Origin of the sequence: Pseudomonas sp. IT-P218 (assembly GCF_949767605.1) — a bacterium.
GTDB classification, from domain to species: domain Bacteria; phylum Pseudomonadota; class Gammaproteobacteria; order Pseudomonadales; family Pseudomonadaceae; genus Aquipseudomonas; species Aquipseudomonas putida_AE.
In genome coordinates, this window is sequence record NZ_CATKQQ010000077.1 from 201,343 (window position 1) to 214,659 (window position 13,317).

The 13,317-nt window shown below is 59.2% G+C and carries 10 protein-coding genes; 4 read left to right on the plus strand and 6 right to left on the minus strand.

Annotated elements, in window-relative coordinates; all coding sequences use genetic code 11:
- Nucleotides 1–157: 157 nt before the first annotated feature.
- The 3 genes from ACM6I6_RS27090 to ACM6I6_RS27100 form a co-directional block, all read right to left on the minus strand.
- Nucleotides 158–1,483, minus strand: coding sequence for a sigma-54-dependent transcriptional regulator (locus tag ACM6I6_RS27090; RefSeq protein WP_414920955.1), 1,326 nt, complete (start codon nt 1,481–1,483; stop codon nt 158–160).
- Nucleotides 1,477–3,243 carry an ATP-binding protein gene (locus ACM6I6_RS27095; RefSeq protein WP_406592122.1) on the minus strand — a complete coding sequence of 589 codons (1,767 nt, stop codon included), beginning with the start codon at nt 3,241–3,243 and terminating at the stop codon, nt 1,477–1,479. The genes ACM6I6_RS27090 and ACM6I6_RS27095 overlap by 7 nt, the downstream gene beginning before the upstream one ends.
- Before the next feature lie 135 nt (nt 3,244–3,378).
- Entirely contained in the window at nt 3,379–4,902 is a 1,524-nt protein-coding gene (locus ACM6I6_RS27100; RefSeq protein WP_008061943.1) for a fumarate hydratase, read from the minus strand.
- Between the two features lie 311 nt (nt 4,903–5,213).
- Between ACM6I6_RS27100 and ACM6I6_RS27105 the strand changes: the two genes are divergently transcribed.
- The gene (locus tag ACM6I6_RS27105) at nt 5,214–6,320 is read left to right on the plus strand and encodes a GGDEF domain-containing protein (RefSeq protein WP_323607834.1); all 1,107 of its coding nucleotides are present in this window, start codon (nt 5,214–5,216) and stop codon (nt 6,318–6,320) included.
- On the plus strand, nt 6,313–7,248 hold the full coding sequence (locus ACM6I6_RS27110; RefSeq protein ID WP_323607833.1) for an iron-sulfur-binding ferredoxin reductase: 936 nt from the start codon (nt 6,313–6,315) through the stop codon (nt 7,246–7,248). The genes ACM6I6_RS27105 and ACM6I6_RS27110 overlap by 8 nt, the downstream gene beginning before the upstream one ends.
- A 271-nt stretch (nt 7,249–7,519) precedes the next feature.
- Here ACM6I6_RS27110 and ACM6I6_RS27115 read toward each other — a convergent pair whose 3' ends face one another.
- From ACM6I6_RS27115 to pyk, 3 genes are all read right to left on the minus strand, one after another.
- The gene (locus ACM6I6_RS27115) at nt 7,520–8,821 is read right to left on the minus strand and encodes a hypothetical protein (RefSeq protein WP_414920956.1); all 1,302 of its coding nucleotides are present in this window, start codon (nt 8,819–8,821) and stop codon (nt 7,520–7,522) included.
- A gap of 243 nt (nt 8,822–9,064) precedes the next feature.
- Complete coding sequence (locus ACM6I6_RS27120) at nt 9,065–10,447, minus strand: hypothetical protein (RefSeq protein ID WP_414920957.1); 1,383 nt, start codon at nt 10,445–10,447, stop codon at nt 9,065–9,067.
- Nucleotides 10,448–10,685: 238 nt separating this feature from the next.
- Nucleotides 10,686–12,137 (minus strand): pyruvate kinase, encoded by a 1,452-nt coding sequence (gene pyk / locus ACM6I6_RS27125; protein ID WP_150733727.1) that lies wholly within the window; start codon nt 12,135–12,137, stop codon nt 10,686–10,688.
- A gap of 172 nt (nt 12,138–12,309) precedes the next feature.
- Here pyk and ACM6I6_RS27130 point away from each other — a divergent pair, with 172 nt between their 5' ends.
- Complete coding sequence (locus tag ACM6I6_RS27130) at nt 12,310–12,684, plus strand: tetratricopeptide repeat protein (RefSeq protein ID WP_274074335.1); 375 nt, start codon at nt 12,310–12,312, stop codon at nt 12,682–12,684.
- A 240-nt stretch (nt 12,685–12,924) separates the two neighbouring features.
- Nucleotides 12,925–13,284, plus strand: a complete 360-nt coding sequence (locus ACM6I6_RS27135; RefSeq protein WP_274074336.1) for a PilZ domain-containing protein — start codon at nt 12,925–12,927, stop codon at nt 13,282–13,284.
- Nucleotides 13,285–13,317: the final 33 nt, after the last annotated feature.

Sequence of the window (13,317 nt, forward strand, 5' to 3'; positions counted from 1 at the left end):
TTGAGCGGAAAACTGCTTAGGTCCTGGCAGGTGTGTTGCCTGAACTGGCCTTTTCGCGGGCAAGCCCGCTCCCACAGTGGCGGGTGTCGTACACAAAATTCGCGACCGGCTCGGTCATTGTAGGAGCGGGCTTGAAGCGAAGAGGCCTGCACAGTCACTACAAAAACATCTCCCGGCTCAATCCATGCCGCTGCATCTTTTCATTGAAAGTCCGGCGCGGCAGTTGCAGCTCTTCGAGCACCGCTTTCACATCGCCCTTGTGCCGGGTCAACGCTGCGCGCAGGCATTGCGCTTCAAACGCCTCCTGCTGCGCCGCCAGTGACTGCCCAGGCTCGATGCCCGCCGGCACGGGCTCGCCAAGCCCCAACACCTGGCGCTCGGCCACGTTCGCCAGCTCACGCACATTGCCCGGCCAGTCGTGACTCAGCAGATGACTCAACTGCGGCCCGCTCAACGGCGCAAAGGAGCGACCCAGGCGTTCGGCGGCACTCCGGGCAAAGGCCTCGTACAACAATGGAATGTCTTCGCGGCGATCGCGCAACGGCGGCAGGCGTAGCTCGGCGACGTTCAAGCGGTAAGCCAGGTCCTCGCGAAAACGTCCGGCCCGCGCTTCCTCCAGCAAGTCCGGTTTGGTCGCGGCAATGATCCGCAGATCCACGCGAATGCTCTGGTTCGAACCCAATCGCTCGAGTTTTTGCTCCTGCAACACCCGCAACAATTTCACCTGCTGCGCCAGGGGCATGCTTTCGATTTCATCGAGAAACAGCGTGCCGCCATCGGCGTATTCGAGCTTGCCGATGCGCTTGCCCAGGGCGCCGGTGAATGCGCCGCTTTCGTGGCCGAACAGTTCGGCTTCGAACAGTTGTTCGGGGATGGCCGCGCAGTTCAATGCGACGAAGGGTTTATCGGCGCGTGGGCCGAAGTCGTGCAGGCAACGGGCAACCAGCTCCTTGCCACTGCCGGTTTCGCCGCGGATCAACACGTTGACCGGCAGCGCCGCCAGGTCGAGCACCTGCCGGCGCAAAGTCTGCAAGCCACGGGAGACGCCAAGCAAGGTGGCGTCAAGTTTGGCGCGGTTGTCGGCCTGTTCGTGCAGGGCACGGTTTTCCAGGACCAGCCGGCGCTTGTCCAGCGCCCGGCGCAAGCTGCCGAGCAGGGTTTCGGGGCTGAAGGGTTTTTCCAGGAAGTCGTAGGCGCCATCGCGCATCGCGTCGACAGCCATCGGCACGTCGCCGTGGCCCGTCAGCAGAATCACCGGCAAGTCGGCATCGCGGCGCTGTACTTCGGCCAGCAGTTCCAGGCCGCTCATGCCGGGCATGCGCACGTCGCTGAGAATCACCCCGGGAAAATGCCTGGGCAACTGCGCCAGGCACTCGTCGGCGCGGCTGAACAGCTGCACCTCGAAACCCGACAGGCTCAGCCATTGCTCGACGGCGCTGCGAATGCTGCTTTCGTCGTCGACCACCATCACTGAATTCAGCATGGGTCAGGAGCCTCCGCGTCGATGGGCAGGGTGAGGGTGAACACCGCGCCGTTGTCGTGATTATCAGCGCTCAGGCGTCCGCCCGATTCGTGAACGATGGCGAAGGATACGGCCAGACCGATGCCCAGGCCATCACCCACCGGTTTGGTGGTGAAAAACGGGTCGAACACTTTCGCCAGGTTTTCCTCGGCGATGCCACTGCCGTTGTCGATGACGCTCAGGCGCCACAATTGTTCGTCGGCTTCGAGGCGGATTTCCAGGCGTTTGCAGGGTTTGTCCTGCATCGCATCCAGGGCATTGCGCAGCAAGTTGATCAGTACCTGTTCCAGGCGAATCGCATCGCCCCGCACCCAGGCCGGGCGCGTCAGGTGCAGCACGGTGCTGACCTGTTCATCGCGCAGACGCGTGTCGAGCAGCTCAAGGGACTGGTCCACCACCGCTGCCAGGTCCAGGCGTTCGCGCAAGCCACTGGGGCTTTTGCGGGCAAAAGTCTTCAGGTGGCCGGTGAGGGCGGCCATGCGCGTGAGCATGTCATCCACCGGCTTGAGTGCCTTGTAGGCGTCGTCGACGCGACCGTGATCCAGTAACAGGCGCAAGGTCGCCAGCTGCATGCGCTGGGCGGTCAACGGCTGGTTGATCTCGTGGGCGAGGGCGGCGGACATCTGCCCTAGGGCCGCGAGCTTGGCCGATTGCACCAGGCCTTCCTGGGCGGTGCGCAGGTCGCGGGTACGCTCTTCTACCAGCTGTTCCAGTTCTTCGCGGCTGCGTTGGCGCAGTTTGGCCAGGCGCCAGCGCTGGGTGAGAAACAGCAGCAAAAACACCAGCGTCAGCCAGATACCCGCCGCAGCGAGCGCGGCGTTGCGGCTGTCTTCGAAGGCAACCTGCGGGCGGCGCAGCAGGTGCAGGGTCCAGCCTTCGGCGGCCAGCGGCAGGGATTCCCACAAGTAATCGGCAGGGCCGTCGGGGCCATCGACCCGTGCCAGGTCGCTGTTCTCGTCGAAGCGGCGCAATGATTGGTATTGAAGCGGTGTCAGCGGCTGCTTGTCGTATTGGCGGGTGATCTTGAGTTCGGCGTGATCGCTGTCGCTCAGCGGTTTCAGGTACCGATAGCGCCAGCCCGACTGGTTGGCGATGAAGATAATCCCGCGGGCATCGCTGACCAGCAGGGTGTCGCTACCCTGGCGCCATTCGCGTTCCAGCTCGGGAAACTCCAATTTCACTACCATGGCCCCGAGGAACTGGCCATCGTCGTTGGTTACGGCGCTGGAGAGGAAATAGCCAGGAATGCCACTGGTGACCCCAACGGCGTAAAAACGCCCGGTGCCCTGGGTGCGGGTCTGGCTGAAGTAGGGACGAAAACCGTAGTTGTGGCCGACGTAGCTGCTGGGCAAGCGCCAGTTGCTCGCCGCCACGGCCAGGCCCGTGCGATCCAGCAGCTCCAGGGTCGAGGATTCGGCGGCGCCGTTGATTTTTTCCAGTTTGCGGTTCAATTCCTGCGCCAGCTCGGGGCTCACCGGGCCTTTGAGTGCGTCGCGCAACTGCGGGTCGAGTGCCAGCACCGAGGGCAGGGCGCGGTAGCGTTCGATCAGGGTGTGCAGGGAAGTGGCGTAAAGCGCCAGTTGCTGATTGGCACGGGCTGCGTCATCGACCAATGACTGGCGCACCGTTTGACGAACGGCCAGGGTCGCGGCGAGGGCGGCGCCGGCGATGATCAACAGGGTATACAGCGCCAGGCGCAAAGGGCGAGAGGACTCAAACATGCTGGGCATTACACAGGTGTACGGAGGGGGCGCACCATAACATGGCCCTCTTCGGTATTCCCACGCCTTGTGCAGGTAATAAAAAAGGCGACAGGGGTTGAATCCCCTGTCGCCTTTTTCAGACAGCCGAAGCGCTTACTGCACTTCTACCGCCAGGCTTTCACTGATCTTTTGCTGCCAGATGGCAGGACCGGTGATGTGTACGGACTCGCCCTTGCTGTCGACCGCAACGGTCACCGGCATGTCTTTCACGTCGAACTCGTAGATCGCTTCCATGCCCAGTTCGGCGAAAGCGACAACGCGGGATTTCTTGATCGCTTGCGCCACCAGGTAAGCCGCGCCGCCCACTGCCATCAGGTAAACGGCCTTGTGGTCCTTGATCGCGTCGATAGCGGTCGGGCCGCGCTCGGATTTGCCGATCATGCCCAGCAGGCCGGTTTGCTCGAGGATCTGACGGGTGAACTTGTCCATCCGCGTTGCGGTGGTCGGGCCAGCCGGGCCAACCACTTCTTCGCGCACCGGATCGACCGGGCCGACGTAATAGATGAAGCGACCCTTGAGGTCCACCGGCAGGGTTTCACCCTTGTTCAGCATCTCGACCATGCGCTTGTGCGCTGCGTCGCGACCGGTGAGCATCTTGCCGTTGAGCAGGACGGTTTCGCCCGGCTTCCAGCTCTGCACTTCTTCCGGGGTCAGGGTGTCGAGGTTGACGCGACGGGCCGACGGGCCGGCTTCCCAGACGATTTCCGGGTAGGCGTCCAGCGGTGGCGCTTCCAGCGAAGCCGGGCCGGAACCGTCGAGCACGAAGTGGGCGTGACGGGTGGCGGCGCAGTTCGGGATCATGCACACCGGCAGCGAAGCGGCGTGGGTCGGGTAATCCATGATCTTCACGTCGAGCACGGTGGTCAGGCCACCGAGGCCCTGGGCGCCGATGCCCAGCTGGTTGACCTTCTCGAACAGCTCCAGGCGCATTTCTTCGATGCGGTTCTGCGGGCCACGGGCCTTCAGCTCGTGGATGTCGATGGATTCCATCAACACTTCTTTCGCCATGACAGCGGCTTTCTCGGCGGTGCCGCCGATGCCGATGCCGAGCATGCCCGGTGGGCACCAGCCGGCGCCCATGGTCGGAACGGTCTTGAGCACCCAGTCGACGATCGAGTCGGACGGGTTGAGCATGGCCATTTTCGACTTGTTCTCGGAGCCGCCGCCTTTGGCCGCCACGTCCACTTCCACGGTATTACCCGGAACGATGGAGTAGTGGATAACGGCCGGGGTGTTGTCCTTGGTGTTCTTGCGAGCACCCGCCGGGTCGGCGAGGATCGAAGCACGCAGGACGTTTTCCGGCAGGTTGTAGGCGCGACGCACGCCTTCGTTGATCATGTCGTCCAGGCCCATGGTGGCGCCATCCCAACGCACGTCCATGCCCACGCGGACAAACACGGTGACGATGCCGGTGTCCTGGCAGATCGGGCGGTGGCCGGTGGCGCACATGCGCGAGTTGATCAGGATCTGCGCCATCGAATCACGGGCTGCTGGCGATTCTTCGCGCAGGTAGGCTTCGTGCATCGCCTGGATGAAATCCACGGGGTGGTAGTAGGAAATGAACTGCAGGGCGTCGGCAACGCTCTGAATCAGGTCGTCTTGCTTGATCACGGTCATGAGTCGCGCTCCTCTAAAAGACGGGAACATTCAATAAGGTGCTTGCAGCTTGGGTGCATCGGTCGGTTGCAAGCACCTTTCAAGGCACGCCGGGGCTGCTGGCGCGACGCTAAAAAGGCGCGGCAGTATAACGCGCCTTGCTGGCGGGTACACGCGCCGGTGGTCAAACCTTGGTCGCATGGTCGAACCCGATCCCCGAATCGGGTCAGCCCGAAAATTGAATGGTCATTTATCGGCCGCACCACTAAAGTGGTTATCGGTCTGTAGAGTAGGACGCTCTGTCAGTCTCCTTTCATAGGGTGAGTCAACGATTGACCCATAACGCCATCCAGCGCCTGTTACTCAAACGGTTTGCCCTCGCGGCCGGCACCTATGCCCTGGCTTTGTTGCTGCTGTGGCTGGCGTTTTTCACCGGCCATTACGATGAGCCGCTGGCCAACGTCGCCGTTGGCAGCGCTCTGGTGGTCATCAGCCAGGCGGCGTTGTTCGCGGTGTTTTACAGCGGCTGCAACCTGCGTTTTTCCGACCCCAGCCTGACCGAGGCGCAGGTGCTGCTGGGGCTTGGCTGGCAAACCTGGCTGATTGCCAATCTGGATGAGGCCCGCGGCACGTTCCTGGTGTTCTACGTGCTGATTCTGCTGTTCGGGCTGTTTCATCTGTCGCGTCGTGCGTTTGCGCGGTGCGCGCTGCTGGTGTTTTTCAGTTTCAGCGCGATCACCCTGTGGGAGGGTTACCACTTTCAGCTGGCCGACCCGGCGCTGGCGGTGGTGCAGGTGTGCGTGCTGTTTATCGTGCTGGTCTGGCTGGAACTGTACGCCCGCTACGTCCAGGCCTCGCGACTGCGAATGCGTCAACGCCGCTTCGCCCTGCAGGCGCACCAGGACACGTTGCGCGGGATGATGCGCCAGCTCGAGGACCTGGTGGCCACCGACGAGTTGACCGGATTGTTCAATCGCCGGCATTTCCTGCGCCTGGCTTCTCGCGAACTCAAAGCCATGGACGCCGGCGTGGTGCATGGCCTGGCGCTGATCGACCTCGATCACTTCAAACGGATCAACGACATTTACGGCCATGCGGCTGGGGATCAGGTGTTGCAGGCGTTTGCCGGCGTGGCGTCGGCCTGCCTGCGCGACGGCGATGTCCTGGCACGCTATGGTGGAGAAGAGTTCGTGGTGTTGCTGCCCGATTGCGATGCCGAGCGCTTGACCGCCTGTTGCGAGCGGCTGCGCCTCGCCTTCATCGATGTCGAGTTGATCGGCTTGAAGGTCGGTAGTCTCAGCCTGTCCGCGGGCATGACCCTGCTGGACATGGGCGATGATCTTGACGAAGCCTTGCAGCGGGCGGACCAGGCGCTGTATCGCGCCAAGCGTGACGGCCGCAATCGTTGCGCGGCGGCGTGGGAAAACGTCGATGCCTGAATTACGCGTGGGCGATCGCCAATGGTCGGTGGCAACCGGCGCCAATCTGCTTGATGCCCTGAATCAGAACGGCGTGCCGGTACCCTACAGCTGCCGCGCCGGCAGTTGTCATGCCTGCCTGGTGCAGTGTGTGCAAGGATTACCGAGCGACAGCCGCCCCGATGCCCTGAGCGCAGAGCAGCGCCAGCAAGGCTGGCGCCTGGCCTGCCAGTGTCAGGTGGTCGAGGACTTGCAGGTGCACACCTTCGACCCGCAAGAGGATGGCCGTCCGGCCGAGGTCGCTGCGGCCGATTGGTTGAGCAGTAGCGTTTTGCGCCTGCGCCTGGCGCCACAACGCCCGTTGCGCTACAGCGCCGGGCAGCATCTGGTGCTATGGGCGGGCAATGTGGCGCGGCCGTATTCCCTCGCCAGCTTGCCGGAAGAGGACCGTTTTCTCGAGTTTCACCTCGATTGTCGCCAGTCGGGGGAATTCAGCGATTTAGCCCGTCAGCTGAACATCGGCGACCCGATCCGTCTCGGCGAATTGCGTGGCGGAGCCTTGCATTACGACCCGGACTGGCACGACCGACCGCTGTGGCTGATGGCGGCCGGCACCGGGTTGGGACCGTTGTTCGGCGTCTTGCGAGAAGCCTTGCGCCAGGATCATCGGGGCGCCATTCGGGTCATCCACCTGGCCCATGATGCCAACGAGCATTATCTGGCCAAACCTCTGCAAGCCATGGCCGCCAGCCGTCCGAACCTCAGCATCGAGCTGTGGACATCGACCGAGTTGCCCGCGGCTTTGGCGCAACTGCGGCTTGTTTCGCGACAAACCCAGGCCTTGCTCTGCGGATCCCCCGACAGCGTCGATGCCTTTGCCCGGCGCCTGTACCTGGCGGGGCTGCCACGCAACCAACTGCTGGCCGACGTCTTCCTGCCCCGCGGTTGAGCGCTGATTTTTCAGATGCGAGACCTTCCATGCCCGATGCCATCCAGATTGAACGCGACCGCGGCCTGCTGACGCTACGACTGAACCGTTGTTCACAAATCATGTGACCACCACAAAAACCTGTGGGAGCGGGCTTGCCCGCGATGAGGCCTCCCCAGGCAACACATCTTGCGGATCAAAAACAAAAAAGCCCCGCCATTCAAATGGCGGGGCTTTTTTCCAGCAACCGATCACTCAGACCTGCGGGTCGCCAACGTGCCGTGTGGTGCTGCTATTCCTGGTTCGTGTTCAGTACGCGTGCTATCAAGGTCCGATCCTGGATGGCGACAGTATCGCGGATGAGCAACACGTTCCCATCCTTTTGCAGGGCCATTTTGGTGCTGAACCCAAAACTGGTGTCTTGAGGTACATACACCAAACCCTTCCCGTTGCCAAAGCCGGGATCCAGGGTTCCGTCATTCTGGTAGCGAGCCACCATTAATGAGTGAAGGCCTGCATTCGGTATCAACTTCCCGGCCACGATGATTTTCTCTTGGACTATACCAACATCATGGAATCCGATAGCGCCTCTCTCTGTGTCGGATTGATAAAGAATTTTTCCACCATTGAATTTTGGGTCGAGTTGACCCTCTTTGGTAAAACAGGCCAATACACCCTGGGCAGGCGATAACGTCGAGCCAGCAGCGAGAATACTGTCTTCGGCGTATTGAGTGAGTCTATCGAACGTCGCTTCCGGGACCAGTGCAAACCCATTTTCAGCAAAGGTCTGATCGAGAGTGCCATCGTCATTCAGACGAGCCAGCATGCCGTAGTGCTGGGAGGTATCGCGTTTATAGAGCGATCCGCACACGGTGATTTTTCCGTTCTGCACGAAGATGTCGTTGATGGTGGTATTAGCCCAGTATCCATGAGCAACGGCGACATAACCGGTTTTGTTGAAGCTGAGGTCCAGCGAGCCGTCAGCGTTGAGCCGGGTGATTATGCCGATGTCGGCGATCAAGCCTGCCATGTAAACGTGTTTGCCAAGGTAGATTTTTCCATTGGCTACCGTGCTGATCCCTGAGGCGCCGATGTCGCTTGATGCCTGCGATGTGGGCATTTGTTCAGGGCTATCGGAAAGGGGTGCAGGCAGTATTACCTTTAGCAGGCCATTCTCGCCAAACGTTTCATCCAGCCGCCCGTTGATGTGAAGGCGAATGAGTACATTAATGTCGTTGGTATTGTCGACAGCGCAAAGGAGGATTTTTGTTTCAGTCCCGTCCTCGAGAAAATGTATCTGTTGCATTCGTACTCCAAGTTGAGGAGTAAAACGCTGGATGACGATTCCTTTGTTACCGAACGCTTCGTTTATAGCCCCGTTCTTGTGCAGGCAAACCACGGCTGGAGTGAATTCGCGAATATTGTTACTTGGCTCTATTGATGCGGTGACATAAAGGTTGTCGTCAGGGCCTGCAACAATACATTGGGCTATAGTGGACTTGGCACCAGGGATAAGCACAGACACCCTACCTTCAAGACCAAACTGTGGATCGAGATCACCGTCGGCGGTGGTCAGTGTTGTGTATTGGCTCATCGTTCTATTCCTTTAATGGGGTGAGTTGTCCGTCGACAAGGGCTGCCAATGACGAGCCCGCAACAGCCTGGCGTGAGAAAGCCTTGATGACAGCGATAGCCGCGGTTGACCGGATCGATTAAAGGGGCTGGGCAAGAGGGCTGTCTACTGTCAGATCTGACAGGTGAGGGGTAGTGAAATCGTCTATCTGACTATTTTTAAACGAAAAAAGCCCCGCCATTCACATGGCAGGGCTTTTGGTTTTCAGGGCATCAGTCCTTTTGCTACTGCGCGGATGACTACAGTTTCTTCTTTAAATTCCACCGCAAAAAAGGCCTTGTTGTCTTTAATGGCTGAAGAATACAAACCAATGTTTACCGCTTCTTTATAGTCAAGCCAGCCCACCCCGTTGTTATAGTCCTTGTCATGAACGCCGTTGTAAAAGAAACGCGAGATAGAGTAATGACTTTCTTTACGATATCTTTCTAAAAGTCCGGTAGTCAGAAAGCTTCCGTCAGGCAGGAAATCAGCAGTGTACAAATACGTACTGGATGAATTTATGTTCATGAATACCGGTTTTCCACCGTTGAACTGGATATTGTTCGAGCCGTCAGCTTCCAGACTCATTAAAAATCCGGAGATCGCAGTGTCGTGTCTTGAATGCCTTGAACCTGTGCACAGAATGCGATTGTTGGGTTGTTTTACTATATTGGCAACCTCCCGGTAATAGAGTGGGTCTTCATCTTCCATAACCAGAAATCCGTCTCGTTGAAAGGATTTATCCAGTTTGCCGTCTTTGCTGTGTTTTACTAAAACAACTGCTTCAGGGGGATTGGAGTAACCTGTTTTGACGTGGCCGGCACTGATGTAGTTGCCCGCATCGTCGACGATCAGGCTACTCAGTTGCAAGAAGTTAAAAATGTCATGTCTGACACGGACAAAACCCGATTCATTGAATGAAAGGTCAAGTTCCCCGCTTGGAGTCAAGCAGATGATCCAGGCATCAATCGAGGCGAAGGTGCCAGATTCATGAAGCAATATGATGCGATCGTCGGTAATTGGCGAAGTTTCGCGCACGTAGGGCGCAAGCTTGTTCAGAGAATCGGATGAAACACATCTTGATTTTTCGATTTCCAGACATTTTTCGTTGTACGCGGATACGGCGTGTAAATCAGCAGTCGTGTTGGGAGCCGGGATAATGACTTTTCCTTCTTTGCCAAATTCTTTATCAATGGTGCCATTGGGAAGAAAACGAACGGCGGCCTTATCCCGCGCACTCACGCCGCCTACACGGTAAAACAGCGTTCCCGTCAGCAGAATTCTGCCATTCACAAATGCAATCTGTTCGGCGTAGAAGCTGGAGTTAGCGGATCCGTAAAAAAAATCGTAGAAGAAACCCTGTTTGCCAAAGCTGGTGTCGACAGAGCCAGCTTCATTCAGGCGTGTCAGCGCGAAGAGCATTCCGTTGACATCATCATATAGAACTCCCGCGATGTAGATCATATTGTCAGGACCTACAGCGACAACCCGTGAGGACCAGTTTGGGAAATCGGGGTTTGGTGAACGGAGGACGGCCAAGCCGTTTGCACCAAAAATGGGGTCCAGTTGGCCTGAAAGAATCGAAGCATGTATTTTTTCCGTGGTCATTGCACTTTCCCTTGATGTAATGGGCGAGTGCCTTTGCACTCGCATCCTCTGCCCGTTCCGCAAAAACAGTACGGTGCTGCTGCTCTCTATGAGACGGGGGCGGGGGGAAATGAACAACTGTCAGAGTTGACAGGTTTGTCGATTATTTTGAGATAAAAAAACTTTCTGATGGCGAAGTTTCAGGCAAAAAAAAGCCCCGCCATTCACATGGCAGGGCTTTTGGTTTTCAGCGTGTCACTCAGACCATTGGATCGCCAACGTGCAGGATCTTCATGCCATTGGTGCCGCCGGTGGTGTGGTAACTGTCGCCCTTGGTCAGGATGACCCAGTCGCCTTTCTGTACGACGCCGCGCTTGACCAGCTCGTCGATCGCCTTCTGGCTGACTTCGTTCGGCGCCAGCGAAGCCGGGTCGAACGGGATGGTGTACACGCCACGGAACATCGCCGCGCGGGCCTGGGCTTCGCGGTGTGGGGTGAACGCGTAGATCGGCACCGAGGAACGGATACGCGACATGATCAGCGGGGTGTAGCCACTTTCGGTCAGGGCGATGATCGCTTTGACGCCCGGGAAGTGGTTGGCGGTGTACATGGTCGCCAGCGCAATGCTCTCGTCGCAGCGGGTAAATTCCTTGCCGATGCGGTGGCTGGAGGTCTTGCTGGTCGGGTGCTTTTCAGCGCCGACGCAGATGCGCGCCATCGCCTGCACGGCTTCCAGCGGGTACAGGCCGGCAGCACTTTCGGCCGAGAGCATCACGGCGTCGGTGTAGTCGAGCACGGCGTTGGCTACGTCGGACACTTCGGCGCGGGTCGGCATCGGGTTCTGGATCATCGACTCCATCATCTGGGTCGCCACGATCACGGCCTTGTTGTGGCGGCGTGCGTGCAGAATGATCTTCTTCTGGATGCCCACCAGCTCGGCGTCGCCGATTTCCACACCGAGGTCGCCACGGGCCACCATCACGGCGTCGGACGCCTTGATCAGGCCGTCGAGGGTTTCGTCATCGGCCACGGCTTCGGCGCGTTCGATCTTCGCTACCAGCCAGGCAGTGCCGCCGGCTTCGTCGCGCAGTTGACGGGCGTATTCCATATCGGCGGCGTCACGCGGGAAGGACACCGCGAGGTAGTCGACTTCCATTTCCGCGGCGAGCTTGATGTCGGCCTTGTCTTTTTCAGTCAGGGCCGGAGCGGTCAGGCCGCCACCGCGACGGTTGATGCCCTTGTGGTCGGACAGCGGGCCGCCGATGGTCACGGTGCAGTTCAGTTCGGTGGCAGTGGCGGTGTCGACGCGCATCACCACGCGACCGTCGTCGAGCAACAGTTCGTCACCCACGCCGCAGTCCTTGACCAGGTCCGGGTAGTCGATGCCGACCACTTGCTGGTTGCCTTCGGTCAGGGGATGGCTGGTGGAAAAGGTGAATTGATCACCGATCTTCAGCTCGATCTTCTTGTTGGCGAATTTGGCGATACGGATTTTCGGGCCTTGCAGGTCGCCCAGCAGGGCAACGAAACGACCGTGCTTGGCTGCCAGGTCACGCACCAGCTTCGCGCGAGCCTTGTGCTCGTCGGGGGTGCCGTGGGAGAAGTTCAGGCGGGCGACGTCCAGGCCAGCCAGGATCAGTTGTTCGAGGACTTCCGGCGAGTTACTGGCCGGGCCAAGGGTGGCGACGATTTTGGTACGACGGACGGACATGCAAAGACTCCTGAGTTCAAGCGCTGAGTGAGGCTACTATGCTCTTGGGGTGTAGTCATTGTTCATGTGCACTACTTATTCGTTTGTTTATTGAACCGAACACTTTTGCTGACCGGTCGCCTGAAGATTTTCGCCCATGGGTCGATACAGAGCTCAAGTCAGGAGAACTCCCATGCGATTCGTGCTCATAGCCGTCCTTGCCCTCAGTGTCGTGGGCTGCACCCGTTGGTCGATGAACCACCATTTGAACCTTGCCTACAGCGCCTATGACCGGGGCAATTGCGAGCAGGTGACGCTCGAGCTGTCCAAGGTCGAACGCGCCAGCCGCGCGCGGCCTTATGTGTGGCCGGAAGTGTCGATGCTGCGCGGTCTGTGCCTGGAACGGCAGAAGCTGTTTGTCGATGCGGCGCAAACCTACCAGTTCATCATCGCGTCGTACCCGCAAAGCGAATACGCCTACCGCGCCCAGGCGCGCCTGGAAACCTTGCAGGCGCTGGGTCACTATCCGCTGCGCAGTGCGGCGGCGGTGCGTCCTACCCGCTTCTGATTACGTTACCCATTCAGCGCTGGCTCAGCGACGACGGTGAGCTATAGTCGAATAAAGCGGTTTAGAGGCTTGCCTCTCAACCGACGTAACACCCGTGATCGGCAGGAGTAAGCGGCAGCGGTTCATGGACTGTCGCACCAGGAGCGGGGAGAGCGCGCCCATGTCTGATTCAACCGCAGGCAGGCCCGTTCCGAAGCATTAGTGCGGCCCTGCTTAAGGGCCTTGCTGGGCGAATTGCGCATGTTCACTGACCGCCGTATCGAGCGGCATCAACTGCCGTATTTTCTGAGAGTGTTCAACAGCGTCACCGACAAGCCGATCGGCTTTCTGGGCAACGTCTCCGCAGACGGGCTGATGCTCGTCAGTCAGTTGCCGATGATGATCGGTGCCGATTTCGGTTTGCGCCTGAAAATCCCCGCGAGTGACGGGGGGATGCAGGTCATCGATTTGCAGGCGTGTTGCCTGTGGTGCCACGAGGACGCAACGCCTCACCATTACGACGCCGGGTTCAGCCTGCAACGGGCACCGCCGGAGTATGGCCAGTTGGTGCAGGCATTGAAGCGATACTTCAGTTTTCAGCCGTTGCCGGCTTCGGCCTGATACAGCAAATATTTTGCTGTGTTCTGGAACAGG

What these genes read in the sequence shown, in the direction of transcription:
- ACM6I6_RS27095 (WP_406592122.1), bottom strand. Translation starts at nt 3,243, where the DNA reads ATGTTTGAGTCCTCTCGCCCTTTGCGCCTGGCGCTGTATACCCTGTTG.
- ACM6I6_RS27120 (WP_414920957.1), bottom strand. Translation starts at nt 10,447, where the DNA reads ATGACCACGGAAAAAATACATGCTTCGATTCTTTCAGGCCAACTGGAC.
- ACM6I6_RS27135 (WP_274074336.1), top strand. Translation starts at nt 12,925, where the DNA reads ATGTTCACTGACCGCCGTATCGAGCGGCATCAACTGCCGTATTTTCTG.
- ACM6I6_RS27110 (WP_323607833.1), top strand. Translation starts at nt 6,313, where the DNA reads ATGCCTGAATTACGCGTGGGCGATCGCCAATGGTCGGTGGCAACCGGC.
- ACM6I6_RS27130 (WP_274074335.1), top strand. Translation starts at nt 12,310, where the DNA reads ATGCGATTCGTGCTCATAGCCGTCCTTGCCCTCAGTGTCGTGGGCTGC.
- ACM6I6_RS27090 (WP_414920955.1), bottom strand. Translation starts at nt 1,483, where the DNA reads ATGCTGAATTCAGTGATGGTGGTCGACGACGAAAGCAGCATTCGCAGC.
- pyk (WP_150733727.1), bottom strand. Translation starts at nt 12,137, where the DNA reads ATGTCCGTCCGTCGTACCAAAATCGTCGCCACCCTTGGCCCGGCCAGT.
- ACM6I6_RS27115 (WP_414920956.1), bottom strand. Translation starts at nt 8,821, where the DNA reads ATGAGCCAATACACAACACTGACCACCGCCGACGGTGATCTCGATCCA.
- ACM6I6_RS27100 (WP_008061943.1), bottom strand. Translation starts at nt 4,902, where the DNA reads ATGACCGTGATCAAGCAAGACGACCTGATTCAGAGCGTTGCCGACGCC.